Consider the following 24,582-nt stretch of genomic DNA (forward strand, 5'->3'; position numbering starts at 1 on the left):
TGTGGGAGGGTTTGGCAGGAGCGCAGTAATCTATTTCGTCAGTAACATCGCCAACGCCATGGTTCCCTTTGCACTGCTACCGATACTCACGCGTGCGTTGGGTCCAGAAGAGTATGGATTCGTGGCTGTTTTCACGATCCTTTGTGCTTGCGCGACAGCGGTCATCAGCCTTGGAGTCGGAGCAGCCTTCACCCGGCAGTATTATCATCTTGATCAAGCCGGTTTTGCAGTATTTGCGGGGACGAGTATCTGTGTGATCGTCTTGCTAACGGTATTGGGTACCGTACTGTCGATTCCTCTTGGGGCGTTTTTTAAGGAGCGTCTGCCTCTGCCTGCGAGCTGGATTAGTTGTGCTATAGCCTCTGCGGGTGCCCTGGCTATTTGCAATGCATGGCTTGCGTGTGCGCAGGTGAAAAGCCGAGCTTTGCAGTACGGCGTCTTTCAGGTGTCAATGACTTTGCTGAATGTAGCAGCCTCATTGATACTGGTTTTGCTTCTTGAGCTGCAGGGCGTGGGCAGGGTACTGGGACAGCTGCTGGCCTTCATCGCATTTGCAGTTGTTGCAGTTTTCAGTATGTGGCGTTCGGGCTGGTTGGTGTTTATCTTCGACGGAGCGAGTTTTCGATGGTTGGTGGCGTTCGGCCTGCCCATCATTCCTCATTCGATCAGTGGTGTTGTGATCTCTATGTCGGACCGCCTGGTGCTGGGGCATCTTAAAGGTGCTGCGGTGGTTGGGGTCTATGCCGTTGCGGCTCAGCTATCAATGATCATGGCACTCATGGTGGATTCGCTGAACAAAGCTTATGTGCCTTGGCTGTATTCTCGTTTGGCATTGGATCAGGAGAGTGTACGGCGTAAGCTGGTTCGGCTTTCGTATGTGTATTTTGTGGGCGTTCTGGTGCTGGCTACAGTACTTTCCGCGGTCGTCCCGGAGTTTGTTGTATTTATCGCAGGTGAAGACTACGCTGCCGCGACTGGCTACCTGCCTTGGTTGTTTTTCTCTGGTGCATTTACAGGCATGTACTATATGGTGGGGCTCTATATTAACTATGCAGCCCAGAATAAGTATCTTTCCTACGCTTCTACGGCTGCAGCCTTGCTGACACCTGTGGCGTGCTACCTGTTGATTGAGCGACACGGGGCAGTGGGCGCTGCTCAGGGTGCGCTTGTCGGTCAGATAGTGTTGTTCGTTATTACTTGGTTCTGCTCGATGCGAGCATACACGATGCCATGGTTTACCCGATGAAAGATACAATATTGCTGCTTACTGATAGTTTGGCCCTGGGTAGGAAACAACCAGAAGCTTTGCTGTTGGACGATACTTGGGCTTTCTTGCTGCGGAGCAAGCTGCCGAACTTCGAGTGGCTTCAGCTATCTCTTGGTGGCGCAACATCAAGTGATTTGTTGGCGCAGTCAGAGTACTGGTTAAGCTCTAGGCGAACAGTGAGTTGGTTGATTATACAAGTCGGGATTGTTGACTGTGCGCCCCGTGCATTTTCGCGCAATGAAATCATCCAGCAGAAAGCGCTTGGCTTGTTTACCCGGTTTTTCCCCCGCTGCGGGAAGTGGATTTTTGAACGCTTGCGTAAATATCGGAAAGTTTCCTACGTTAAAGCGGACGTTTTCCGAGAAAATGTAAGAGCATTTAGAGATGTTGCGCGGGAGCGTGATATCGGTCTGTTGTGGATTCCGGTTCTAGGGGCAAAATTCTATGAGCGCCTATTGCCGGGCGTGACCCAGAGAATTACTGAAACTAATGATATTCTGCGCCAGGAGCTCGGTGCCTCAGTGCTTGACGTCTCCCTTGCAGACGAGTGCTACATGGTGGACGGCCATCACTTGCGGCAAGAAACACACGGGTACTTGGCGCACGCTATTTTAAAACATATTGAACAGGGGCGTACTCCATGAAATTTGTGATTGTTGGGCTTGGCCGAATGGGGCGTCGCCATATTCAAGTGGCGATCAATCTTGGCTTCGAAGTGGTGGGTGTATATGACCTCTTCCAAGGGGCAATCGATGAGACGCTAAAGGAGTTTCCTTTCCTCGCTGATAAGGTTTACCCAAGCGCTGAAGCGCTTCTGGCCGAATCCAAGGCCGAGCTACTTACCGTTTCGACAACGGCGCCGAGTCATGCAGCGCTTGTCTGTTCGGCGGCGGTCAGTGGCTTTCGCTACATCCTTTGTGAAAAGCCGATGGCCGTTTCTCTCGCCGAGGCCGATGCCATGATTCAAGCATGCGAAGAGAACGGAGTGTGTCTGGCAGTCAACCACCAGATGCAGTTCATGGAACAGTACACGCGTATTCGCGAGATGCTTGCCAGCAAGGAGTACGGTGACCTACGCAGCATTACCGTGCATGCCTCGAACTTCGGCCTTGCAATGAATGCGGTCCATTATTTTGAAATGTTCCGCTATGTGACAGGCGAGCATTTGCAGTCGATTCAATGTTGGATCGACGATGAAAAGGTGCCTAACCCTCGAGGCGCGCAATATGCGGATTATTCTGGACAGCTACGCGCTGTCAGCCGCAGTGGTATCCGTTTCACTCTGGAGGCTGGTGGTGACCTGGGGCATGGGATACAGGTGATTTATGGCTGCCGAAATGGCCAGATCACAGTCGATGAGTTGGCTGGTAGTGTGCGTGCGATTCGTCGTGAGGATGAATTTAAAGAGCTGCCCACCACCCGCTATGGTATGCCTGCACGGCTTGAGCAGTTTGCTATCGCTCCGGCTGATGTACTAAAGCCTACCGCAGACGTCTGGACTGCGATGCTGGCTGGGAATCCCTTCCCGGACGGTTCAGTGGGGCGTCATGCCTTGGCGGCACTGGTCGCGTCCTACGTTTCTGGCGAGACCGGCGCGGCCGTGACCGCTGTGGACGGTTCGTTGCCGACCCAAAAGACATTCACGTGGGCATGAAAGATGATATCTAAGTTGAAAGTTGCAATCGTCGGCGCTGGCTACATGGCCTCGGAGCACCTGAAGGCCTTTGAGGGAACGGCTGAGGCACAGGTCGTAGGTATAACCTCCAGAACCCGTAACCGAGCTGAAGCGTTGGTAACTGATTACGAAAACATCCAGGTATTCGATACTTTGGAAGAAATGTATGAAAGTACTCAGGCAGATATTGTTGTCGTCACTGTAACCGAATTGCACATGGCGGATATCGCTGTACGTTGCTTCGAGTTTCCTTGGCTGGTATTACTAGAGAAACCCGCAGGTTACAACCTGGCCGATGCTCGCGCTATCCGTGATGCGGCATTGGCAAAGCGCGCCCGTGTCCATGTGGCGCTTAACAGGAGAGCCTACTCAAGTACTCGTCATGCGATCGAGCGCTTGCAGCAGAAACGTGATGAGCCAAGGTTCATCAAGGTACTTGATCAGCAAGATCAACACGCCGCGTTGACCATTCACAATAACCCACCGTTGATGGTCGAGAACTACATGTTCGCAAACTCTATCCATTTGATAGATTACCTTCGAGTTCTTGGGCGTGGTGAGGTGGTTTCGGTTGAAAATATTGTCAAATGGAACCCCGTCAACCCGGGGTTAGTACTGGCCTTCATAACGTTCTCGAGTGGGGACAGTGGCCTTTATGAGGGTATCTGGAACGGCCCAGGTCCGTGGGTAGTTACTGTTAATACGCCTGCAGAGCGCCTGGAAATGCGCCCTCTGGAGCAAATTTCCGTTCAGTTCAAGGGCGAGCGTCGTAGTCAGTCGCTGGAAATCGATGAGATTGATTCGATGTACAAACCTGGCTTGCTGTTCCAAGCGCAACAGACCGTGCGTGCAGCGCGGGGCCAAGAGAATGATTTGACAAGCATTGACGACGCCTTCAAGTCGATGGAGCTGGTGGCGCGCATTTTCAACATGGATAGCTAAGAGTCCGGATGTGTTGACGGAAAAGGAAGTGGCACAGCGCTTGGCGCTGGCAGAGTCTAAGCATGGCCTGTTTGCTTTTCAGCGGGACGGTATTGCGTTGTGGCGTCTGCTGCGCGCACCCATTGGGCATGCAATGATGGGACTTGATCTTGCCCCTCAGGGGCGATTGGGACGTGCTGCATTGCTGTGGCGCGGAGTGCGCTCGCTGTTCGGCGCTTTGCGAGTGTTGCTTGGTGGGCGATGTCTGTACATCGTCAAGACTTATAGCTCTGCACTACGTACCCAGCGCAACGGGCGCTACGTCGATATCTACTTCGACAGTCTGCTTGAGCGCATCAACGGCGGTGCAAAATGGTCCTTCTGTAACAGTACGACTTTCGCGCCTCGGGAACGGCAGGCAGATGTGCCGATCAATCTGGATGTAACCTTTATCCAGATTGCCTCCACGCTGATAGCGCGAGTGTGTCGGCTGCGTGATAGGGATGGTCAGTTCGCGAGCCTGGCTACAGCGGTAAACAAGGCTTTTGGAGAGGGCACGTTGAGCGCTGCTCATGTTCAGTCCGTCTACTCGAAGTTCCGTTGGCAAGTCTGGTTCTATTCGTTGATTCTGCGCAGGCAGCGCCCCACAGCGGTCTTTGTTGCCGATACCGGCGACTATGCGCTGATGCATGCAGCGCAACGCATTGGCATTCGGTTCGTTGAACTGCAGCACGGCATCTTCTCGGCTGACCACCCGGATGCCTTGCCGGCAGCGGCGTTAGACCAGACTGATGCCGACATACTATTGCCGGATGTGTTGGCGGCCTATGGTTCATACTGGCGCGACTATCTCGCGGGTTCCGCTTTGGCTCGACTGCAGCGTGTCGTGCCATGCGGTTGCGCTGTAGTCGAGGAGTACCGCGCCATCCGCAGTGCATGGGCTGCTGCGCGGCCAGAGTCGCAGCCATTGCAGATACTATTGACTACTCAAGGGATAGCGGTGGATGCGCTGGTTGATTTCATGTTGCAGTTTGTCGCACTTGAAACTCGGCCGTTTGTACTGAATGTCAAGCTTCATCCGTTTTACGATAGAGATGAGGCCTACCGGGAATTGGCAATCGACAGCCGTGTACGCATCCTTGGAGCTACTGACGACACGCCTACGCATTTACTGATGGCGCGGGCTGACGTGCATCTGAGCATCTCCTCGGCTTGTCACTACGATGCATTGGCCATGGGCGTGCGAACGATTGTTTTGGCATTACCAGGTCATGAGTTGATGCTACCTATCATCGCTTCGGGTGATACATGGTTGGCTACCTCGCCTGCGGCGCTTTCACAGGGGCTCGCCCGGCTGACTGAAGAGGGCGTGTCGCTGTCGGTGGCAGAATCTTTTTGTCGAGCGGGCTTTGTCGACAATCTTGGCAAAGCAGCTGGCATTCTCCCGAAGCCTGATCAATCAACTGTACGGAACTAACCCGTGGCCAGGACAAAGATATCGGTAATCGACTATGGCTGCGGCAACCTTGCTTCAGTCATCAATATGATCCATCACGTGGGCGGAGACGCTCAGATCGTACGCTCTCCCAGCGAACTGGAGGCTACCGACAAACTCATCCTGCCCGGGGTCGGTGCGTTTGATCATGCCATGCAGTGTTTGCGGGGGGGGAGTTGGGTCGAGCCTTTGGAGCAAGCCGTTCACGAAAGACAAGTGCCGATCATGGGTATCTGCCTGGGCATGCAGCTTCTTACCCGTGGCAGTGAAGAAGGCCAAACTGCCGGTTTGGGTTGGATCAATGCCCGTGCCGTGCGTTTCCGCCCTTCGGATACACGTATCAAGGTGCCCCACATGGGATGGAATGAAGTACGTCAGGTTCGCGAGAGCGTCTTGCTGCCAGCGACGGCTGATAGCCGACGCTTCTACTTTGTGCACTCCTATAGGGTCGAATGCGCCGATCCCCATGATGTGTTGCTCGAGTGTTACCATGGCGAGCCTTTTGTCGCCGCGTTTCACAGGTCGAACATCTGGGGGTTCCAGTTCCATCCGGAGAAGAGTCATCGATTCGGCATGGACCTTTTCCGACATTTCCTAGAGGTGTGATGTGCTTAAGCACCGTGTGATTCCGGCGTTGCTCCTGCGTGAAGACGGTTTGGTCAAAACCCAGAAGTTCGGCAAGCACAAGTACATCGGCGACCCGATCAATGCCATCCGTATCTTCAATGAAAAGGAAGTGGATGAGCTGATGCTGCTTGACATCGATGCAAGCCGGCAAGGGCGTGAGCCGAACTACGAGCTTATCGAAAGCATTGCTGCGGAATGCTTCATGCCTCTGGGGTATGGTGGCGGCATTTCTACGGTCGAGCAGGCGCACAGGATCTTCTCGTCCGGTGTGGAAAAGGTCGTTCTGCAAACGTCCGCCATCGCCACCCCCCATCTACTCACCGAGATTGCTGAGCGTTTTGGCAGTCAGAGCGTCGTCTTGTCCGTGGATGTGAAGAAAGACTGGCTGGGACGCTACCGACTCTGGTCGTCCTCCCAGCGCAGTGTCTTGAAGGCCGATTGGCTGACAGCGCTAAAGGCTTTGGTCGCAGCAGGAGCGGGAGAGGTGTTATTGAATGCGGTCGACCGTGACGGTATGCAACAAGGTTATGATCTTCGTTTGATCGAGGAGGCTGCGCGTGCCGTGGATGTACCCTTGGTTGCACTGGGAGGCGCGGCCAATTTGCAGGATTTCCTCGAAGCGATCAAGGCTGGCGCGTCCGCCGTTGCCGCAGGGAGCTTCTTCGTGCTGCAGGGACCACACCGCGCGGTGTTGATCAGTTACCCAAAATATTCAGAGTTGGAAGCGCTTTTCAGGGGCAAAGATGTCGGCTAAACAACACAAGGTCTGTACCCGTTGCGTAATGGATGATAGTGCCGCTGGCATCGTGTTCGATGAGCATGGCGTTTGCAATTACTGCACGTACTTCAAGCAACGCGTCAATGGCGTGGTTTTTGCGCCTGAGGCAGAGCGCCTCGAGAAGCGCAAGGCGTTCATCGAGCAGGTGAAGCAAGCGGGTAAAGGCAAACCGTATGACTGCATCATCGGGCTTTCTGGTGGCGTCGACAGCTCGTACGTCATCCATCTTGCGCTGCAAGAAGGGCTACGCCCCCTGGCCGTGCACATGGATAACAACTGGAACTCCGAGTTGGCGGTCAACAACATCAAGAACCTGGTGACTCACCTGGGCGTGGACCTCTACACCCATGTGATCGATTGGCCCGAATACAAGGGCCTGATGCAGGCGTTCTTCGATGCCGATGTCATCGATGTCGAACTGCTCTATGACAACGCCATGTTGGCGGTGAACTACGAACAGGCCAGACGTTACGGTATCAAGTACATCCTGTCTGGCAGCAACTCGGCGACCGAAGGCATGCCGATGCCAGAGGACTGGAACTGGCGTAAGTGGGATAAGCGCAATATCAAGGCAATCGCCCGGCGCAACGCGGTGCGAATCAAGAGCTTCCCAATCATGGGGACCACCGGTTACCTCTACAACCGGGTGTTGCGCGGTATCCAGTGGGCATCGTTCCTGGACCTGTATGACTATCAGAAGGATCAGGCGCTAGACCTGCTGGAGCAGAAGTACGCTTACAAGCGTTACCCGTATAAACACTACGAGTCGGTGTTTACTCGTTTCTATCAAGGTTATCTTCTTCCGCAGAAGTTCGACGTAGATAAGCGCAAGTTGCACCTGTCGACACTGGTGATGAGTGGGCAGATGTCGCGAGATGAAGCGCTCGAGCACCTGCGGCAGTCGCCGTATGCATCGTCCGAAGAGCTGGAGCGAGATCGCAAGTACTTCCTCAAGAAAATGGGTTGGAATGAGTCCCAATTGGAGGACTACCTGCGACGACCGGCCGTTGCGCACGACGCCTATCCCAGTGAGCGCTTTGCCTGGGACTTTTTGCGCAAGCTTTACCAGATGAGGCGCGGTTGATTCTGTGCAAAAAGGTTATCGGTATAGCGCGAGTAGGTATTTCTTGTGAATGTCTTGTATTTGCACCCGGCCGCAGCGTTCGGTGGTGCATCGAAAAGTCTTATAGAGCTATACACCTTGCTGCATCAGGAGGGGGTACGTGGCACTGTGCTGACACCTGAGGGTGTGGTCTGCCAGTCCTTCTCGGACGCAGGCATGCAGGTGCACGCAGTACGTGGCCTCAGTCAGTTCGACAACACTCGCTACGGCTACTATCGGAAGATTCGCTGGATCATCCCCTTGCGCGAGCTGTTCTTGCTGCCTTACTCGTTGCTGGGGTTGTGGCGTCTTCGCCAACGATCCTTCGATCTGATTCATATCAACGAAATCACGCTGTTGCCCCTTGGGCTGCTCGCCAGACGGTTGTTCAAGGTGCCCTTGGTCGTGCATGTCCGTTCCTTGCAGCGAAAGCCCGGTGAGGGGCGACGTACACGCTGGGTGAACGAAATGTTGCGACGTTACGCCGACGCGGTGGTACCTATCGACCATACCGTCGCGGGTACGTTGGATACGACGCTTTCGCTGAACGTTATCCACAATGGTCTCAAGCTCTCTGAGCCGCTGCCCAAAACTGTGGAAAAATCTGACGATGATGTCGTTTCAGTTGGTTTTCTTGGTGGCTTGATTCCACTCAAAGGTATTTTCGAGCTCGTCGAATCGATGCGCATCCTCAAACAGCGTGGGGTCCGCATCCAGTGCCTGGTAGCCGGTGAGAATGCACGTGAGTTGTCCGGGCTGAAGGCATGGATATTGGGCAAGTTCGGTTTTGCCCGCGATGTGCGCAGCGAACTAGAGGCTATCATCGAGCGTGAGCAACTGGCTGATCACGTCAAGCTGCTTGGGTTTGTGGGCGATGTCCGCTCGCTGTATCCCAAGTTGGACATACTCTGTTTCCCCACCCACCTGGATGCGGCCGGTCGGCCTGTTTTCGAAGCCGCTTTCTACTCCGTGCCCAGTGTCGTGGCTGTTGCTAACCCAGTGCCTGATGCGTTGCTCCACGAGGTGACCGGCCTGGCAGTGCCCACGCCGGCCCCGGAATTGATCGCTGATGCCTTGCAACGCATGGCGCAAGCGCCGCAATGGCGTCGCGAGCTGGGTCGGCGCGCGCAAGCCTGGGCACAAGAGAATTTCTCTATCGAAGCCAACGCTGCACTCATGTTGGAACTTTACCGCCGCATTCACTCATCACGGACGAGGCCCTGAACAGTGCGCATTCTTGTGCTGTCCCAGTATTTCTGGCCGGAAAGTTTCATCATCAACGACATCGTTCGCGAATTGGATGAGCAGGGCCATGAGGTTGTGGTCGCCACCGGCAAGCCTAACTACCCGGATGGTGACATCTTTGATGGCTATAGCGCTTCAGGCACCCAGCGAGAGCGTTTCGAGGGGCGCGTGGAAGTGGTGCGCGTGCCACTGTGGCCGAGAGGCAAGGGTGGGGCGAGGAATCTGATCCTCAACTACCTCTCTTTCGTTTTCTCCGGGTTGTTGATGCTGCCTTGGCTGCTGCGTGGGCAGAAGTTCGATGCCATCCTGGTCTTTGCGCCGTCTCCCATCACACAGGCGATCCCGGCCATCCTGCTCAAATGGCTGAAGAATGCGCGACTAGCCCTCTGGGTGCAGGATCTTTGGCCAGAGAGCCTCTCGGCTACCGGCTTTGTGCGCAACCGGCATGCGCTCAGGGCGGTCGGCTGGATGGTCAAGGCAATCTACCGCGGCTGCGATATGCTGCTTGTGCAGTCACGCGCTTTCGTAGACCCGGTGTCACGATACGCGGCCAAGGAAAAAATTCACTATTACCCGAACTCGATGAATGTCGACCCGGTGCGCACGGCGGAAGATGTCGGGGCCGAGTTCAAGTCACTGCTCGAACAGCACTTCTGCGTGGTGTTCGCCGGCAACCTTGGCACGGCCCAGGCTCTGGATACGTTGGTCGAGGCGGCCGTCGAGCTGCGTGATGATCCTCAGGTACGTATCGTACTGGTGGGCAGTGGTAGTCGCATGGAGTGGCTCAAGGATCGAAAACAGGCACTGGAGTTGGAGAATCTCGTCCTACCGGGGCGTTTTGCCATGGAAGCGATGCCGCAGATCTTCGAGCGTTCATCGGCGTTGCTGGTTTCGCTGACCGACGAGGAAGCTTTCGCCCAGACCATCCCCAGCAAAATCCAGGCATACCTCGCGGCAGGGCGGCCCATCATCGCTGCGATGAACGGAGAGGGTGCCAGGGTCGTTTGCGAGGCCGGGGCAGGTTTGGCGTCGCCTGCTGAACAGGTGGCGCCACTTGTGGTCAACATACGGCGATTGAAGGACCTTGCAGAAACCGAGCGGGAAGCGATGGGGCGAGCAGGCAGGGCCTATTTTGATATCCATTTCGAGATGCGCAGTCAGGTCGCTCGCCTGGTCGAACTACTGGAGCGCTGAGCGCGCACAACGGGTCTTCCCGTGTAAGGAAACAATGATACGTGTGATGGTTTTTCCTATCGCCTTCATGGCGAACACCTTCGCCATGATGTTGGTCATGATTGGGCTCAGTCTGTTCGGCAAGCCAGGGTTGGCTGCGGATTTCGGACTCATCCATGGCGCCACCGTGGCGTTGTTCTATTCGTTCTCGGGAAACGCGCGCAGTCTCATCCTGGCCGAGTCGGAACAAATCAATGCTGCTGGCATCTTGCGTCTGCGCTTGATCCTGCTGCTGCCGCTGGGGGTGGTTGCGTGGATGCTGTGTGCGCCGGTTGTCGATGGTGGGGCGTTGTTTGTTCTGCTGTTGGTGTTACGTCGGGCCACGGAGTGGGTGGCGGAGATATTCCTCAGTGAGCAGGAGCTCAAGCACCAGCATTACGCCGCAATGCGCTTCCTGTTTGTTCAGGGGGGGCTCAGCCTGGCGCTGTTAGTTGCACTACTTGTTGACGGGCCTTTGGCGTTGCCGGCTATCGTTGCCTGGGCTTTCTCTCCACTGCTGGTTTGCCTGGGTAAGGGGTTTTCCTGGGGTGTCCCCGGTGGGTGGGCACCGCTGCTCGCCAGCGTACGTTTGTTGTTGCCACACTTCGGCTCGACGGTAGTCATCGGCGTCTCGGTCTACGTATTCCGTCTGTTCATCCTGCTGGTTGCCGACAAGCATGTCGCGGGTGATCTTTTTTCCGCGTTCGCCCTGGGCGGCATCTTGGGTGCGGTGTTTTCCCAGGCGCTGGGACCGACCCTGGTGCGTCACGAGCGACAAGGTGCAGGAGGTGGCCGGCTACAGCGACTGTTCGCGCTTCTACTGATGGGCATGATGCTGGCAGGCTTGATGCTGATTGCGGGGGCCTGGCTGGTACCGGACTGGTTCGAATGGACACATAAGAGCCAGCTTTTCTGGCTCGCCGTGGGGTGCTCCCTGGTGGGGGGCGTGGTCATGGTACTGGCGCAACGAATTCGTCTACGGATTCTGCAGAGCCAGGGAGGAGGCGATGTGTTCGGTTCGGACATGTTGTCCAACCTGCTGCTTGTTTCCTGCATTCCATTCCTGTTCTACGGTGTGGGTGTGCAGGCGCTGTCGGCGCTGTACCTGGTGGGGGCGCTGCTATCGTGGGTGTTCTATGCCAGTGAGCGGCGAGGCTTGCTGCCGCAGATTGGTGTGGCGGGGCGGGCGCAGCACAATGCGCTGCTGCTGATTGCGCTGGCTATTTTCCTTCCGCTGTTTTTCCAGTTCAGTGGCGGTATTTTCGATGACCCCTCCAGTGCATTCAGCAGTGGTGGCGTGCTGTCGCTGCTGCCCATTCCATTTTCGGTCATCGCCTGCTACTTGAGTATCTTGCTGTTGGGAGGCTATTCAACTGCTCGGCTGGCGCTGTTGAGCCTTTTCTTCGTGTTTATTGGCATGCTGCTGACCAGCTTGCTGCTGGGGTTGAACACCACGGGTGATGGGCGGCAGAAATTGATCCTGCTATTCCAGTTCATTCTTCCAATGTTCGCGCTGGTGTTGGGCCAGCAGTACGGTAATCACGAGAAGAGCATGGAGCAATTGGCCAAGGCTGCGCGTGTGGTGTTGTTGGTGATTGTGCCGTTGCAATTGCTGGTTACCGTGCTGCACTGGCAACTAGTGCTTTCGCCGTCTGTGTATTTCTTCAGCATCTATCAGCATTTGCTTTATGTACCGGTACTGTTCGTCGGCCTCTATCTACTAGCGATATTCACGCAGGCAGAAACCGGTCAAGTCGGGGGGGGCTTGTACCTGCTGGCGTTGCTAATGGGCACCTATGTAACCCTGTCGTGGTCGGTACTTGCCGGGGGGCTTCTGGTACTGGGTACTGGCTGTTTCGTCATCCAGCAAATCTCGCTGGGGCGAAGGCTGGGCACGCAATGGAAATTACCTTTGCTGTCGTTATGCGGTGTGTTGCTTGCGGCTTTGTACATGGGCCTGGCTTGGCAGGTCGAGGGGCTTAAAGTTCTTTCAGGTACCTTGGGTCGAGTGGGTACCCCGCCTGAGGGAGGGGTGGGCTACCCCGAGCGGTGGGGTTTCTATATCGAGGGTATCGGCTCGAGTTGGGGCGCTAGTCTGCTCGGACATGAACAGGCTCCAGCCCGGGCGCTTCACCCCAGCGCACTGAACTATTATCTTGATTTCGCATACAATTTCGGGCTAATAGGACTGCTTTCATTGGTCGTTCTGGTGGTATATAGCGGTGTGGTCGTGTCAAGACAGTGGCAATATTTTCGGAGGCGTCCGGCGATAATCGGCTTGACGCTGGTGGTGTTCTTCATGTTGCTGGTCGACAGCACCTTCAAGGTTGGATTACGTCAGCCCTACTCCGGTGTCATCATGTTCTTTTTGTGGGGTGTGCTGTTGGCGATGGTTGTACCGTCAAATCAGCAGCACGAGTTGAATAATAAAAATTAGCCTGAGAGTATTCATGCGTTGGGATTTTCTGATTAAAGGAATTTGGGTCGTGGTCTTCGTGGCGATCACGATACTCACGGCTTGCGCGTTACCTGAATACCAGGGTAGCGCTTGGGTTTACCTGCTGTTCACCGCACTGTCCACGGCAGTGCTCTTTCTCGGTTTCGGTCGCAAGGCACTCTTCTTCGACGCATTTATCGGCGTTCTGTTGTGGTTGGGTTTCTGGTTCAAGTTCAGCGTGCACACTGCGTTTTCAGGCGGGAAATTCAATATTTCCGTCGGCGCGTTCGATGGTTCGCCTGGCGCTTTGGACAAGACGTTGCTCGTGGTCTCCTGCGCGTTGTCGGCGATCCTTCTGGTGCGCTTGATTCGGCCACGTTTCTTCAGCTACCCCGAAACGCTTCCTGGCATCGTCCATACTGGGTTGTTCGCTTTCTACCAGCGCTATCGCCGCACGCTATTGGTAGCGTTCGTCATCGCTGTGGTGGCCGTGTGTGCGAGCAATGCGTACTACGGTATCTATCAACGGGGGCTGGTATCCCGGCTGCAGTTGCCGTTTGGTTTGAATGGTATTTATTCCTGGCTCTTGATGTTCGGGATGGCATCGTTTTCCTGCGTCATCCTGCGCTTCGAGTTTGAAATCAACCGGGAGCGGTATTGGATTGCGATCACCCTGGCTTTGCTGGAAAGCTGCCTGTCGAATATTTCGCTGTGGAGTCGCGGGATGATCCTCAATGGCTCAGCGATCATGTTTGGCGCCGTGTCAATGTTTCACCGCGTCGAGCAGCGCCTGCGGATGGGGTTGCTGATTTACGTCGTGGCAGCATTTGTAGTGTTTTTTTCAGTCTCCGTGCTGTCGGTAAACTACTTGCGTTCGATGACTTACTACCATTGGTCTGCGCAGGATGGGGCAGAGGGAGGGAGCGCCGCGCGCAGGAGCGAAGTTGCTAATGTCGTGGCTGAACAGACCTCAACGCTTTTCCTGGATCGCTGGGTAGGAGTGGAAGGTGTTATGTCGGTCGTCGGGTCTGAGCATCAAGGTTGGTCGGTGTTCAAGGAGGCGTTGAGTGAGCGCCTAGATAAGAAAGTAAACTCCTACTACGACCAGCACTTTGTCGTTTCGTCCTATGACAACACCCAGGATGATGGGCGGCATTTCATCTCGCTGCCGGGCTACCTAGCGTTTCTGTTCTACCCTGGTTCATTCGTGTTCCTGTTCTTTGCGGTCATGATGTTTTCGCTGGTGGCGGTGATGTTCGAGTACTTGGTCTACCGACTGGGAGGTCGGAACTTGGCTCTCTGTGCGCTTATTGCACAGGTAATCGCTTTTCGCTACACCAGTTTCGGCTATGTGCCGCTGCAGAGCTACCTGCTGTTCGGTTCGATTCTGCTTAATGTGCTGATCCTGTTCTCCTTTGACAGGCTGCTACGTTTTATCTACAAGCACTGATTTTTGGGAAGGTTGACGATTTATGGCGCGTGTTCTTGTTCTCGGCATCTCCGGCATGCTCGGCAACGCCGTCTTTCGCGTGTTTTCCGCTGACGCGGCGCATGAGACATGGGGCACGTTGCGCAGCGCAGCGGCGCTCGCCAGTTTTCCCGCGCAGGCGCACGAGCGTATCTTGCGAGGTGTGGATGTGCTCGATCAGGATGCCTTGGTAACGGTATTCGCTAAGCTCAAGCCAGATGTGGTCATCAATTGCGTCGGTCTTATCAAGCAACTGGCCGATGCCAACGATCCATTGACGGCGCTGCCTATCAACGCCTTGCTGCCACACCGGCTCGCTCGACTGTGTGAGCTGGTTGGTGCTCGTTTGATTCATGTCAGCACCGATTGCGTATTTTCCGGTCAGGTCGGTGGCTATCGGGAGTCCGATGTCTCTGATGCCAAAGACCTGTATGGCAAGTCCAAATACATCGGTGAACTGCATGACTTGCCTCATGCCATCACACTGAGGACTTCCATCATTGGTCACGAGTTGGGTTCGAGCCATGCGCTTGTCGACTGGTTCCTGACGCAGCAGGGCGAAGTAAAAGGCTTCACCAAGGCGATCTTCTCCGGTTTGCCAACAGTAGAGTTGGCGCGGGTCATGAAGGATTTCGTGGTTCCCCAGCCTGCGCTCTGCGGGCTCTATCATGTGGCCGCAGAGCCGATCTCCAAGTTCGACCTGCTAAAGCTGGTGGCCGCCGAATATGGTAAGGAGATCGCAATCAAGCCGGATGCAGCGCTTGAGATCGATCGCTCGCTGGATGGCTCTCGGTTCCGTGAGGCAACAAACTACATCGCCCCAACCTGGCACGAATTGATCCGCAGTATGCACGCGAAACGCTGAGTACTCTCCCTCCCTGGCGCCTGACCGTTTCAGGCGCCGTCACTGCGCCCTTCTGAATATTGGTTGGTCTGCTTTTCGTACAGAGCCTAGATTTTGTTCCGGGTCGACGATGCGTCAAGGCGCGACGATATCAGGCCCGCTCCCCTCGATAAAAACATCGGCGCCATTCTCTGGCTTGATATGGTGAATATGTCTGTAGGAATCATCTGATTTTTGTCGATTGTGTGATGCTGCCTGATCTGATGTGTATAGTTAATGCCATCGCGGTATTCCTAGTTCGTTAATTCGCCTGCTCCTGTCAGTGCTTAACTGTGAAAGATGCTGAGCTTTCTGGCGTGGCTTTTGGCGTTATATCGCCATTTTCCTGTTTATGAGCTTGTTTGGAAAACTCCCCTGATCTGGGGTGTTTCACAGGCACTTGTTTTAGTGAGGTTCTGCCATGAATAGATTTCGTGACAGTGTTGTTGCGTCTGCTATGCATGATAGTTCAGGTGTCGGTTGGCGGAAAAAGCGCTGGGTGATTATAGCCATGGTGGCGGGGCTGTTCGTTCCGGTGTTTTTTCACTTGGGTGGCGGTGTTTATCAGGGTGGGGTTTATTATGAGAGTGGTGGGCGACTTTCTTCACTTCCGGTACCGTTGTCTATTGTGTTTTGTGGTTTGTCTGTCGTGCTTCTTGGTGGTTATGGGCGCATCCATGGGGTGTTAAAGGTCATATCGTTAACCTTTCTTGGTATGTGTGCAAGTGTGCTATTGCTTATAGGTGAACGCGTAGATTTCGGAAAGGTCATTCTCCTGGCGCAATATATGCTGCCCATGTTCGCCCTGATCGTTGGTGTGCAGCTGGGTAGCGTGAGGAATGCCTTGCGGTCTTTGGCGAGAGGGCTGCTGGGGGCTCTGCTGATTACTGTCAGTTTGCAACTGACTGCCACGCTCGTGGCCGGCCAGAGCATCTTGAGTTCTTCGGCATTGTTGTTCAATGTCTACCAGCATTTGCAGTATGTGCCCGTCATTTTTGTGGGGGGGTATCTGATCTCTCTCTATTCGCTTTGGCATGACGTTTCGATGCGTGGCTGGCTGTTAGTGTTGGCGGCGCTGATTGGCGCGTACTCTGTTCTTTCAGCTTCGATGCTCGCGCTGCTGCTTTTGTCTTCAGGCGTTCTGGTATTTTGCGTCATGGGGCTGCTGACTCCCGGCTACTGCTTCCGGTCTTCGCTTCTGGTCGCGGTCCTAGCACTTGGCGGGGGGGGCGGAATGTTGTATGTATCGAATAACCCACTGATGGCCGTCAAGTTCAATGCGTCCACTATCGAGGCGCAGGTGGCTGTGCCGTCGGCCCAGGCAGGGGTGCAAGGGGTGCCGTCGAGTGTTTCTGCGATCATGGACCCGCCAAGCGTATCTGTGGCAGAAAGTTCTGGCGAAGAGGCTGTGGCGGGTGCTTCCAGATTGCCACTCAACCTGAGTGAGCGAATCATATTCTGGCTCTTTTATCTTGGGGGCGTGAAGGAAAGCTGGACATCATTTCTGTTCGGTCACGAGCGGCCGCCCGATCGCAGCAAGTTTCCAAGCGCTCATAATTACTATCTTGATTTCATTTATAATTTTGGCGCCTTGGCGTTGCTGCCGCTACTCGCACTGATTCTGCACACGGTTCTTGGTGTCTGGAAACATTCGAGTCGAATTCTTGGTGAGCCGGGTATGTTGGCGGTCACGGGTGTTTCAATGTTTATTCTATTGATCGACAACTCCCTGAAGGTCGGGATGCGTCAACCTTATCCGGGTATAGTTTCATTTTTTCTGTGGGGGGTTCTGCTGGCTTGGTTGTGGCAGCAGGAGGAACCATTGGGAACGTAAGCACCTTTTCTGCGCAGATTTGCTGTACCCGTATGGTGATTGAGGTTGACGCAGCTGAGGCCTTCGCCAAGAGAGGGGTTCAGCCTGTATCATGTGCCAGCCAAGGTGAGGATCAGGTGATCGGGCAGCGAGCTGTCGCATGAGCCCCAGGCCCTTGATGTCGATACTTCGAGGCAGGGTGAGCGTCGGTGACGTCCCTGGCATATTCGGCATCATAATTGGCATGCGTTCATTTCATTACGTGCACCGCGTTGGTTGCACGCACCAGCTGGGAAGGTTTTATGTTCGATAATAAGGTCCTGATGATCACCGGAGGCACCGGCTCCTTCGGTCATACGGTGTTGCGGCGTTTCCTCGATACCAATGTGCGCGAAATTCGTATTTTCTCCCGTGACGAGAAGAAACAGGAAGACATGCGCATCGCCTTGGCCAATGACAAGGTCAAGTTCTACATTGGCGATGTGCGCGATTTGGACAGCCTGAAGCAGGCGATGGTAGGTGTCGACTATATCTTCCATGCCGCAGCGCTCAAGCAGGTGCCTTCCTGTGAGTTCTACCCGATGGAAGCTGTTCGTACCAACGTCATCGGGACCGAAAACGTGTTGAATGCCGCCATCGCCAGTGGCGTGCAGCGCGTGGTTGTGCTGTCAACCGACAAAGCAGTCTACCCCATCAACGCCATGGGTATTTCCAAGGCCATGGCCGAGAAGCTGGTGGTGGCCAAGTCACGGATGATCCCCCAGGGGGGCACGGTCGTCTGCTCGACCCGCTACGGTAACGTCATGGCGTCGCGCGGCTCGGTGATCCCCTTGTTCATCGAGCAGATGAGAAACGGCGAGCCTCTAACCGTCACTGACCCGGCCATGACCCGTTTCCTGATGTCGCTGGAGGACTCCGTCGATCTGGTACTGCACGCTTTCGAGCATGGCGAGCAGGGCGACCTGTTCGTGCAGAAGGCCCCGGCTTCTACCGTCGGCGATCTTGCTCAGGCTCTCAAGGAATTGTTCGTCAGTGATAGCGTGGTCCGTGTGATTGGCACTCGGCACGGCGAGAAACTGTACGAATCGCTGGTATCGCGCGAGGAGATGGCCAAGGCCGAGGACATGGGGCGTTACTACCGCATTCCTGCCGACAACCGTGACCTCAATTACAAGAAGTACTTCGTCGAAGGCGAGGAGAAAATCTCTGAGCTTGAGGATTACACCTCGCACAACACCGCACGCCTCGATGTCGAGGGCGTCAAGCAATTGCTGCTGAACTTGGATTACATCAAGGAACAACTGAATGCTTAAGGTCATGACCCTGGTCGGTACCCGCCCCGAGCTCATCAAGATGAGCCGGGTGATTGCCGAGCTTGACCGGCAGGTCAATCATGTCTTGGTGCACTCCGGGCAGAACTACGACTTCGAACTGAACCAGGTGTTTTTCGACGACCTGGAAATTCGCAAGCCGGATCACTTCCTGGGGGCTGCCGGCGAAACCGCGGCGCAGACCATTGCTGAAGTCATCGCCAAGGCCGATGCAGTGTTCGAGGCCGAGCAACCCGACGCGCTGCTGCTTTATGGCGATACCAACACGTGCCTTGCAGTCATTGCTGCCAAGCGCCGTAAAATTCCGGTATTTCACATGGAAGCGGGTAATCGCTGTTTCGACCAGCGGGTGCCAGAGGAACTTAACCGCAAGGTGCTGGACCATCTTTCGGACATCAACATGGTCCTCACCGAGCACGCGCGGCGCTACCTGATCGCCGAGGGCATTCGCCCGGAAACCATCATCAAGACCGGTTCGCACATGCATGAAGTGCTCGAGTACTACATGCCGAAGATCGAGGCTTCGGACGTACTGGCGCGCAGCGGCCTTGAAGTGGGCAAGTTCTTCATCGTCAGTACCCACCGCGAAGAGAACGTCGACAGCCCGGACAACCTGCGCGACCTGCTGGCCACTTTGCGCGCGTTGGTCGAGCAATATGGCTATCCAATCATCGTCTCGACCCACCCGCGTACCCGCAAGCGCCTGGAGAGCCTTGGTGAAAGCCTGGATCATCCGCTGATCCGCTTCGTCAAGCCATTCGGCCTGCTCGACTACATCAAGTTGCAGATGTCGGCATTTTGCGTCTTGTCCGATAGCGGCACCATCACCGAAGAGGCTTCGTTGCTGAACCTGCCAGCGGTGACCTTGCGCAACGCCCACGAACGTCCAGAAGGCATGGATGAAGGCACACTGATCATGAGTGGGCTGAAAGCAGAATCGGTGCTTGCAGCCGTCAAGGTGATCACCAGCCAGCACCAGGCAGGGCAGCGCCTGATACCAGTGGTGCCAGACTATGAAGGTGGGCCCGTGTCGCAGCAGGTCGTGCGGGTGGTACTGAGCTACACCGACTACATCAACCGCACCGTCTGGCGCAAAGCCTGAGTGTCCGGCATGGCACAACAGGTGTTCCTGACCGGAGCGACCGGTTTTGTGGGGGCAGCGATCGCCAGGCGGCTCGTTGCTGACGGCGCGCGTTCTCTAGTGTGTGCGGTACGCAACGACAGCGTTCAAATTGCGGTGCAGGCGCAGCGGGTGCTGTGTCGCGATTTTGCCGTATCCGACGGTTGGCAGTCCGCGCTATCGGGGGTTGACGTGGTTGTGCATGCAGCGGCCCGTGTGCACGTCATGAACGATACCGAAACTGACCCTCTCGCCGCGTTTCGCAAGGTCAACGTTGAAGGCACCCTGAACCTTGCTCGCGAGGCCGTAGCTGCTGGCGTCAAGCGTTTCGTGTTCATAAGCTCGATCAAAGTAAATGGAGAGGGCACCGCTCCGGGTATGCCCTACCGGGCGGATGACATTGCGGCACCCCAGGATCCTTATGGCATTTCCAAGCACGAGGCCGAGCAGCAGTTGCTGCAATTGGCGGCCGAGGGGGCAATCGAAGTGGTCATCGTGCGCCCGGTGCTGGTTTATGGCCCTGGGGTGAAGGCCAACTTCCTGGCCATGATGCGCTGGCTGCAGCGTGGTGTGATGCTGCCGTTCGGGGCCATCGATAATCGACGCAGCCTGGTTGCCGTGGATAACCTGGTCGATCTGGTAGTCACTTGCATGTCGCATCCGGCGGCGGCCAACCAGGTATTTCTTGTCAGCGATGGTGAGGACTTGTCGACCACCCAGTTGCTACGCCGCATGGCCATGGCATTGGGCCGGCCGGCGCGACTGTTGCCAGTGCCCGCCTGGATGCTGCGCCTGGCGGCGGCCAGTGTGGGGCGCAAGGCGCTGTCACAGCGGTTGTGCGGCTCGCTTGCGGTCGACATCGAAAAGACCCGCACACTGCTGGGATGGAACCCGCCGGTGAAAGTGGATGCCGCATTGTCGGCCACTGCCCGGCATTATCAGGACTCGCTTCGTAAATGATCTACTGGCTAATTCCCCTGGTTGTCATTCTTTCCCTGGCAATGACTGCGCTGCTGCGCCGGTATGCATTGGCCAGGAGCATCATGGACATCCCCAATGCGCGCAGTTCCCATACCCTTCCGACACCGCGTGGCGGCGGTGTGGCGATCGTCGTGGTGTTCCTGCTTGCGCTGCCGGTATTGGCCGTGGCAGGGCAGATTGACGCTGCCTCATTGATCGCGTTGTTTGGCGCTGGCGCGTTGGTAGCGATTATCGGCTTCATGGACGACCATGGCCATATTGCAGCGCGTTGGCGTCTGCTGGGGCATTTCTGCGCGGCAATCTGGGCGCTCGCCTGGTTGGGTGGCCTGCCGCCCTTGCAGGTGTTCGGCATGGACCTGGCGCTGGGTTGGGTTGGGCATGTGTTGGCCGCGTTTTACCTGGTGTGGATGCTCAACTTGTACAACTTCATGGATGGCATCGATGGTATTGCCAGTGTAGAGGCGATCACTACTTGTCTGGGCGCCTGCCTGCTTTATGCGTTGTCGGGTGCCACCTCATTGGCCTGGGCACCGATGTTACTGGCGGGAGCTGTGTTGGGCTTCCTGTTCTGGAACTTCCCGCCAGCGCGGATCTTCATGGGGGATGCGGGCAGTGGTTTCCTGGGCATCACCTTGGGCGTGCTGTCTTTGTTGGCAGCCTGGCATTCGTCCTCACTGTTCTGGGGATGGTTGATCCTGCTGGGGGTATTCGTGGTCGATGCGACCTTTACCCTGGTGCGCCGCCTGGTACGAGGAGAGAAAGTCTACGAGGCCCACCGCAGCCATGCCTACCAATTTGCTTCGCGGCAGTACGGGCGGCACTTACCAGTTACACTGGCGGTGTCGGTGATCAACCTGCTCTGGTTGTTGCCGATTGCCGCATATGTCGTGTGGTCGCAGGGCGACGGTTTGCTCTGGTTGCTGATCGCCTATGCACCGTTGGTGGTGCTTGCGATCCGCTATCGCGCCGGAGCAAAAGAATAACGACAGGCGCCGACCATGTTTGTACTGGTGTGGAGAGCCGTATCAATGATGTCGAGATCTGCGGGAAGCAGTGACGGGACCAGGTTCTGATGATGGAAAAATTGAGAGCAGGGCTGTTGGCCCTGCCACGTCGAAAAAAACGCGCCCTTCAGGTTGTGGTCGACCTGGTATTGGTATGGCTGGCATTGTGGATGTCTTTCATTGTGCGCCTTGGCTTCGATGATGCCGGTAGTCCCACGCTTGACCACCCTTGGTTGTTCATTGCCGCACCGATCATCGCCATTCCGATATTCATACGCTTTGGCATGTATCGGGCGGTGATGCGTTACTTCGGTAATGACGCCCTGATGGTGATCTTCAAGGCCGTTGGCCTGTCATCGTTGCTGCTGGCGTTGGTCGTCTACTGGTATAGCAACCATGCGACCCTGGTGCCCCGTTCTATCGTCTTCAATTATTGGTGGCTTAGCTTGGTCATGTTGGGCGGGCTGCGCTTGGTCATGCGCCAATACTTCATGGGTGACTGGTTCACGACTGCCCAGTATGTGCCATTCGCCAGCAAGGATGACAACCTGCTGCGTGTTGCCATCTATGGTGCTGGCGCGGCAGGCAACCAGTTGGTGGCCGCATTGAGGGTGGGACGTGTGATGCGGCCAGTGGCGTTCATTGACGATGACCCAAGTATCGCTGACCGCGTTATCTCCGGCCTGCCTGTATTCAAGTCGCGCAGTATCGAGCGCATGATCGAGGCTACGGGGGCTCAAGAAGTCCTCATGGCCTTGCCATCGGTCAGCCGAGGGCGCAGACGTGAAATTCTCACCTATCTGGAAAGCTTCCCGCTGCATGTGCGCAGTGTGCCTGGCCTGATGGATCTGGCCAGTGGTCGTGTCAAGGTAGACGACATCCAGGAAGTCGATATCGCCGACTTGTTGGGGCGCGATGCAGTGCCACCGGAAGAAGGGCTGTTGCAGCGCTGCATCACTGGCAAAGTGGTTATGGTGACCGGTGCTGGTGGTTCGATCGGTTCTGAGCTGTGCAGGCAGATAATGGGGCTAGGACCAACCACCCTGTTGTTGTTCGAGCACAGCGAATTCAACCTCTACAGCATCCTTTCGGAGTTGGAGCAGCGCTACCAGCGCGAGTCGCTCAACGTACGTTTGTTGCCGATCCTGGGCTCGGTGCGCGACGCCGACAAGCTGTTGCACGTGATGCGTACCTGGCATGTGGAAACCATCTACCACGCGGCCGCTTATAAACACGTGCCCATGGTCGAGCACAATATTGCCGAGGGCGTACTGAATAACGTCATGGGCACGCTGCATGCCGCGCAATCGGCGCTACAGGCTGGCGTGGCCAACTTCGTGCTGATCTCCACCGACAAGGCCGTGCGCCCCACCAATGTCATGGGTAGCAGCAAGCGCCTGGCGGAAATGATACTGCAGGCGCTCAGCCAGCAAAGCTCACCTGCGCTGCTCGGTGATAGCCCTAACGTCTCGCGTATCAACGCTACGCGTTTCACCATGGTGCGCTTTGGCAACGTGCTGGGCTCATCTGGTTCGGTGATTCCACTGTTCCGCCAGCAGATCAAGGCCGGCGGTCCACTTACCGTGACCCACCCTAAGATCACACGGTACTTCATGACCATTCCTGAAGCCGCACAGCTGGTGATCCAGGCGGGTTCCATGGGGCAAGGCGGGGACGTCTTCGTGTTGGACATGGGCGAGCCGGTCAAGATCGTCGAGCTGGCGGAAAAGATGGTCCATCTATCGGGCTTGAGCGTGCGTAACGAGCGTAATCCAGCGGGTGATATCACCATTGAGTTCAGCGGTCTGCGGCCCGGTGAAAAACTCTACGAAGAGCTACTGATCGGTGACAATGTCGAAGCGACCAGGCACCCGATGATAATGACTGCCCAAGAGGACTACCTGCCATGGGATGTGCTCAAGGAACGCCTGGAGCAGCTACTTTCGTCAGTGGCTCAGGATGACTACGCAAGGGTCAGGCAGTTGTTGAGGGAGACGGTGAGCGGCTACACGCCGGATGGCGAGATTGTCGACTGGATCTATCAACAGCGCCGACAGGAGCCTTGAATGTCAAAAGCCCGACTACTTGTCGGGCTTTTCGCAGGCGGCTGTAATGAATCAACCTGTTGAATTATCTGGAAAACGATTTCTGAGGTGGGTGATTTGCGCGGTCGCCTTCGGCTGTCTAGGTTGATGGGGCGACGTTGGAAACGTTGCTCTGCATCCCTATTCAAAGGAGTGATACCTATGCGCAACACCGTTCTGAGCTACCTGCTGCTGCCGCTTTTCGCCAGCTTGGCCTTTTCGTTGCAGGCTGCGCCCGCCACGCCACCTCAACCGCCGATGGTGCAGGCCTCAAGCCTGTCAGGCCAAGCTCAAACCAGCCTGCTGGATTTGAACAAGGCCGACGCCCTGGCCTTGCAGGGGCGCCTAAGCGGTATCGGCAAGGTCAAGGCGGAGGCTATCGTTGCATACCGCGATGCGAATGGGCCTTTCAGCTCGGTGGACGAGCTGTTGGAAATCCAAGGTATTGGCAATGCATTGCTGGAGCGAAACCGCGACAAGCTGATGGTCGAGTGACATAAGCGTTGCAGCCGATCGCCCGATGAGGCGATCGGCTACTTCGATGCTCAACGATCCTGTGCGTCCTTGGCATCGGCCTCGGCATTTCGTTCATGTACCTTGCGTAGCTGTTCTTCGGTCAGTGGTAGTTTCTTCGCGGTATCGCGTAACAACATCAGTCCGCCAACGATCGAGCCGAGGGCTAGGATCAGTATCAACCAGGCATACCAAGGCATTGATGTTCTCCCGAAAACGACGATGACGCTTACATGATATTCGAGCTAGGCTCGGGCACGATGGTTCAATTGCAGCAATGTCAGCCAGTCCGGGGATTCTCATGACCCTCGGCCCCCAAACCCCTCGCCACTTCGTTTACAATGCGCGCCGTTCAAGCCTTACCAAGAGACCGCTAGCCATGCCCGCCTGCCAGACGCCCCTGATCGTCGCCCTGGATTTTCCCACCCGCGAAGCCGCCCTGCAGCTGGCCGACCAGCTCGACCCCGCGCTGTGCCGGGTGAAGGTCGGCAAGGAGCTGTTCACCAGCAGCGCCTCGGGCATTGTCGAAACCCTCTGCGCCAAGGGCTTCGAGGTCTTTCTCGACCTGAAATTCCACGACATCCCCAACACCACCGCCATGGCAGTCAAGGCCGCAGCCGAGATGG

General features: G+C 56.0%; 22 protein-coding genes. 21 read left to right on the forward strand and 1 reads right to left on the reverse strand.

Annotated elements, in window-relative coordinates; translation table 11 throughout:
• Nucleotide 1: 1 nt before the first annotated feature.
• The 20 genes from ACQKPE_RS11165 to ACQKPE_RS11260 all read left to right on the forward strand — a co-directional run bounded on the left by ACQKPE_RS11165 (nt 2) and on the right by ACQKPE_RS11260 (nt 23,938).
• The gene (locus tag ACQKPE_RS11165) at nt 2-1,246 is read left to right on the forward strand and encodes a lipopolysaccharide biosynthesis protein (RefSeq protein WP_427665825.1); all 1,245 of its coding nucleotides are present in this window, start codon (nt 2-4) and stop codon (nt 1,244-1,246) included.
• Nucleotides 1,243-1,911 carry an SGNH/GDSL hydrolase family protein gene (locus ACQKPE_RS11170; protein WP_427665768.1) on the forward strand — a complete coding sequence of 223 codons (669 nt, stop codon included), beginning with the start codon at nt 1,243-1,245 and terminating at the stop codon, nt 1,909-1,911. The genes ACQKPE_RS11165 and ACQKPE_RS11170 overlap by 4 nt, the downstream gene beginning before the upstream one ends.
• Entirely contained in the window at nt 1,908-2,921 is a 1,014-nt protein-coding gene (locus ACQKPE_RS11175) for a Gfo/Idh/MocA family protein (protein WP_427665770.1), read from the forward strand. The genes ACQKPE_RS11170 and ACQKPE_RS11175 overlap by 4 nt, the downstream gene beginning before the upstream one ends.
• Nucleotides 2,922-2,936: 15 nt before the next feature.
• Nucleotides 2,937-3,884 carry a Gfo/Idh/MocA family protein gene (locus ACQKPE_RS11180; RefSeq protein ID WP_427665772.1) on the forward strand — a complete coding sequence of 316 codons (948 nt, stop codon included), beginning with the start codon at nt 2,937-2,939 and terminating at the stop codon, nt 3,882-3,884.
• 10 nt (nt 3,885-3,894) lie between these two features.
• The gene (locus tag ACQKPE_RS11185) at nt 3,895-5,340 is read left to right on the forward strand and encodes a hypothetical protein (RefSeq protein WP_427665774.1); all 1,446 of its coding nucleotides are present in this window, start codon (nt 3,895-3,897) and stop codon (nt 5,338-5,340) included.
• 3 nt (nt 5,341-5,343) lie between these two features.
• Nucleotides 5,344-5,964, forward strand: a complete 621-nt coding sequence (gene hisH, locus ACQKPE_RS11190) for an imidazole glycerol phosphate synthase subunit HisH (protein WP_427665776.1) — start codon at nt 5,344-5,346, stop codon at nt 5,962-5,964.
• Between the two features lies 1 nt (nt 5,965).
• Nucleotides 5,966-6,739 carry an AglZ/HisF2 family acetamidino modification protein gene (locus ACQKPE_RS11195; RefSeq protein WP_427665778.1) on the forward strand — a complete coding sequence of 258 codons (774 nt, stop codon included), beginning with the start codon at nt 5,966-5,968 and terminating at the stop codon, nt 6,737-6,739.
• A complete protein-coding gene (locus ACQKPE_RS11200) occupies nt 6,729-7,847 on the forward strand; it encodes an N-acetyl sugar amidotransferase (protein WP_427665780.1) in 1,119 nt (372 codons plus the stop codon). Before ACQKPE_RS11195 ends, ACQKPE_RS11200 begins: the two co-directional genes overlap by 11 nt.
• 45 nt (nt 7,848-7,892) lie before the next feature.
• A complete protein-coding gene (locus ACQKPE_RS11205) occupies nt 7,893-9,089 on the forward strand; it encodes a glycosyltransferase family 4 protein (protein ID WP_427665782.1) in 1,197 nt (398 codons plus the stop codon).
• 3 nt (nt 9,090-9,092) lie between these two features.
• Nucleotides 9,093-10,304 carry a glycosyltransferase family 4 protein gene (locus ACQKPE_RS11210; RefSeq protein WP_427665784.1) on the forward strand — a complete coding sequence of 404 codons (1,212 nt, stop codon included), beginning with the start codon at nt 9,093-9,095 and terminating at the stop codon, nt 10,302-10,304.
• A 46-nt stretch (nt 10,305-10,350) separates the two neighbouring features.
• Nucleotides 10,351-12,759, forward strand: a complete 2,409-nt coding sequence (locus tag ACQKPE_RS11215; RefSeq protein WP_427665786.1) for a hypothetical protein — start codon at nt 10,351-10,353, stop codon at nt 12,757-12,759.
• Between the two features lie 13 nt (nt 12,760-12,772).
• On the forward strand, nt 12,773-14,209 hold the full coding sequence (locus ACQKPE_RS11220) for a hypothetical protein (protein WP_427665787.1): 1,437 nt from the start codon (nt 12,773-12,775) through the stop codon (nt 14,207-14,209).
• A 22-nt stretch (nt 14,210-14,231) separates the two neighbouring features.
• Nucleotides 14,232-15,092: a dTDP-4-dehydrorhamnose reductase family protein gene (locus ACQKPE_RS11225; RefSeq protein ID WP_427665789.1), complete on the forward strand. Its 861-nt coding sequence runs from the start codon at nt 14,232-14,234 to the stop codon at nt 15,090-15,092.
• A gap of 439 nt (nt 15,093-15,531) precedes the next feature.
• Nucleotides 15,532-16,944, forward strand: a complete 1,413-nt coding sequence (locus ACQKPE_RS11230; protein ID WP_427665790.1) for a hypothetical protein — start codon at nt 15,532-15,534, stop codon at nt 16,942-16,944.
• Between the two features lie 281 nt (nt 16,945-17,225).
• The gene (locus ACQKPE_RS11235) at nt 17,226-18,236 is read left to right on the forward strand and encodes a polysaccharide biosynthesis protein (protein ID WP_427665791.1); all 1,011 of its coding nucleotides are present in this window, start codon (nt 17,226-17,228) and stop codon (nt 18,234-18,236) included.
• Nucleotides 18,229-19,356 carry a non-hydrolyzing UDP-N-acetylglucosamine 2-epimerase gene (gene wecB / locus ACQKPE_RS11240; RefSeq protein ID WP_427665793.1) on the forward strand — a complete coding sequence of 376 codons (1,128 nt, stop codon included), beginning with the start codon at nt 18,229-18,231 and terminating at the stop codon, nt 19,354-19,356. The genes ACQKPE_RS11235 and wecB overlap by 8 nt, the downstream gene beginning before the upstream one ends.
• Nucleotides 19,357-19,365: 9 nt before the next feature.
• Nucleotides 19,366-20,334, forward strand: a complete 969-nt coding sequence (locus ACQKPE_RS11245; protein WP_427665795.1) for a UDP-glucose 4-epimerase family protein — start codon at nt 19,366-19,368, stop codon at nt 20,332-20,334.
• The gene (locus ACQKPE_RS11250) at nt 20,331-21,338 is read left to right on the forward strand and encodes an MraY family glycosyltransferase (protein ID WP_427665797.1); all 1,008 of its coding nucleotides are present in this window, start codon (nt 20,331-20,333) and stop codon (nt 21,336-21,338) included. The genes ACQKPE_RS11245 and ACQKPE_RS11250 overlap by 4 nt, the downstream gene beginning before the upstream one ends.
• A gap of 92 nt (nt 21,339-21,430) precedes the next feature.
• The gene (locus ACQKPE_RS11255; protein ID WP_427665826.1) at nt 21,431-23,425 is read left to right on the forward strand and encodes a polysaccharide biosynthesis protein; all 1,995 of its coding nucleotides are present in this window, start codon (nt 21,431-21,433) and stop codon (nt 23,423-23,425) included.
• Nucleotides 23,426-23,605: 180 nt separating this feature from the next.
• On the forward strand, nt 23,606-23,938 hold the full coding sequence (locus ACQKPE_RS11260; RefSeq protein ID WP_427665798.1) for a ComEA family DNA-binding protein: 333 nt from the start codon (nt 23,606-23,608) through the stop codon (nt 23,936-23,938).
• A gap of 50 nt (nt 23,939-23,988) precedes the next feature.
• Here the strand turns inward: ACQKPE_RS11260 and ACQKPE_RS11265 are convergent, their stop codons facing one another.
• Entirely contained in the window at nt 23,989-24,156 is a 168-nt protein-coding gene (locus ACQKPE_RS11265) for a DUF2897 family protein (protein WP_346645854.1), read from the reverse strand.
• 179 nt (nt 24,157-24,335) lie between these two features.
• On the opposite strand from ACQKPE_RS11265, the gene ACQKPE_RS11270 reads away from it, so the two are divergent.
• The coding region (locus ACQKPE_RS11270) for an orotidine 5'-phosphate decarboxylase / HUMPS family protein (protein ID WP_427665800.1) at nt 24,336-24,582 on the forward strand (247 nt) is incomplete at its 3' end.

The sequence above is a fragment of the Pseudomonas sp. NPDC089554 genome (genome assembly GCF_050280645.1).
Taxonomy (GTDB): Bacteria; Pseudomonadota; Gammaproteobacteria; order Pseudomonadales; family Pseudomonadaceae; genus Aquipseudomonas.

Bases quoted from the DNA above. Each gene is read 5' to 3' on its own strand.
- ACQKPE_RS11175 (WP_427665770.1), top strand. From the start codon at position 1,908: ATGAAATTTGTGATTGTTGGGCTTGGCCGAATGGGGCGTCGCCATATT.
- ACQKPE_RS11215 (WP_427665786.1), top strand. From the start codon at position 10,351: ATGGTTTTTCCTATCGCCTTCATGGCGAACACCTTCGCCATGATGTTG.
- wecB (WP_427665793.1), top strand. From the start codon at position 18,229: ATGCTTAAGGTCATGACCCTGGTCGGTACCCGCCCCGAGCTCATCAAG.
- ACQKPE_RS11220 (WP_427665787.1), top strand. From the start codon at position 12,773: ATGCGTTGGGATTTTCTGATTAAAGGAATTTGGGTCGTGGTCTTCGTG.
- ACQKPE_RS11260 (WP_427665798.1), top strand. From the start codon at position 23,606: ATGCGCAACACCGTTCTGAGCTACCTGCTGCTGCCGCTTTTCGCCAGC.
- ACQKPE_RS11235 (WP_427665791.1), top strand. From the start codon at position 17,226: ATGTTCGATAATAAGGTCCTGATGATCACCGGAGGCACCGGCTCCTTC.
- ACQKPE_RS11230 (WP_427665790.1), top strand. From the start codon at position 15,532: ATGAATAGATTTCGTGACAGTGTTGTTGCGTCTGCTATGCATGATAGT.
- ACQKPE_RS11225 (WP_427665789.1), top strand. From the start codon at position 14,232: ATGGCGCGTGTTCTTGTTCTCGGCATCTCCGGCATGCTCGGCAACGCC.
- ACQKPE_RS11255 (WP_427665826.1), top strand. From the start codon at position 21,431: ATGGAAAAATTGAGAGCAGGGCTGTTGGCCCTGCCACGTCGAAAAAAA.
- ACQKPE_RS11245 (WP_427665795.1), top strand. From the start codon at position 19,366: ATGGCACAACAGGTGTTCCTGACCGGAGCGACCGGTTTTGTGGGGGCA.
- ACQKPE_RS11200 (WP_427665780.1), top strand. From the start codon at position 6,729: ATGTCGGCTAAACAACACAAGGTCTGTACCCGTTGCGTAATGGATGAT.
- ACQKPE_RS11170 (WP_427665768.1), top strand. From the start codon at position 1,243: ATGAAAGATACAATATTGCTGCTTACTGATAGTTTGGCCCTGGGTAGG.
- ACQKPE_RS11250 (WP_427665797.1), top strand. From the start codon at position 20,331: ATGATCTACTGGCTAATTCCCCTGGTTGTCATTCTTTCCCTGGCAATG.
- ACQKPE_RS11265 (WP_346645854.1), bottom strand. From the start codon at position 24,156: ATGCCTTGGTATGCCTGGTTGATACTGATCCTAGCCCTCGGCTCGATC.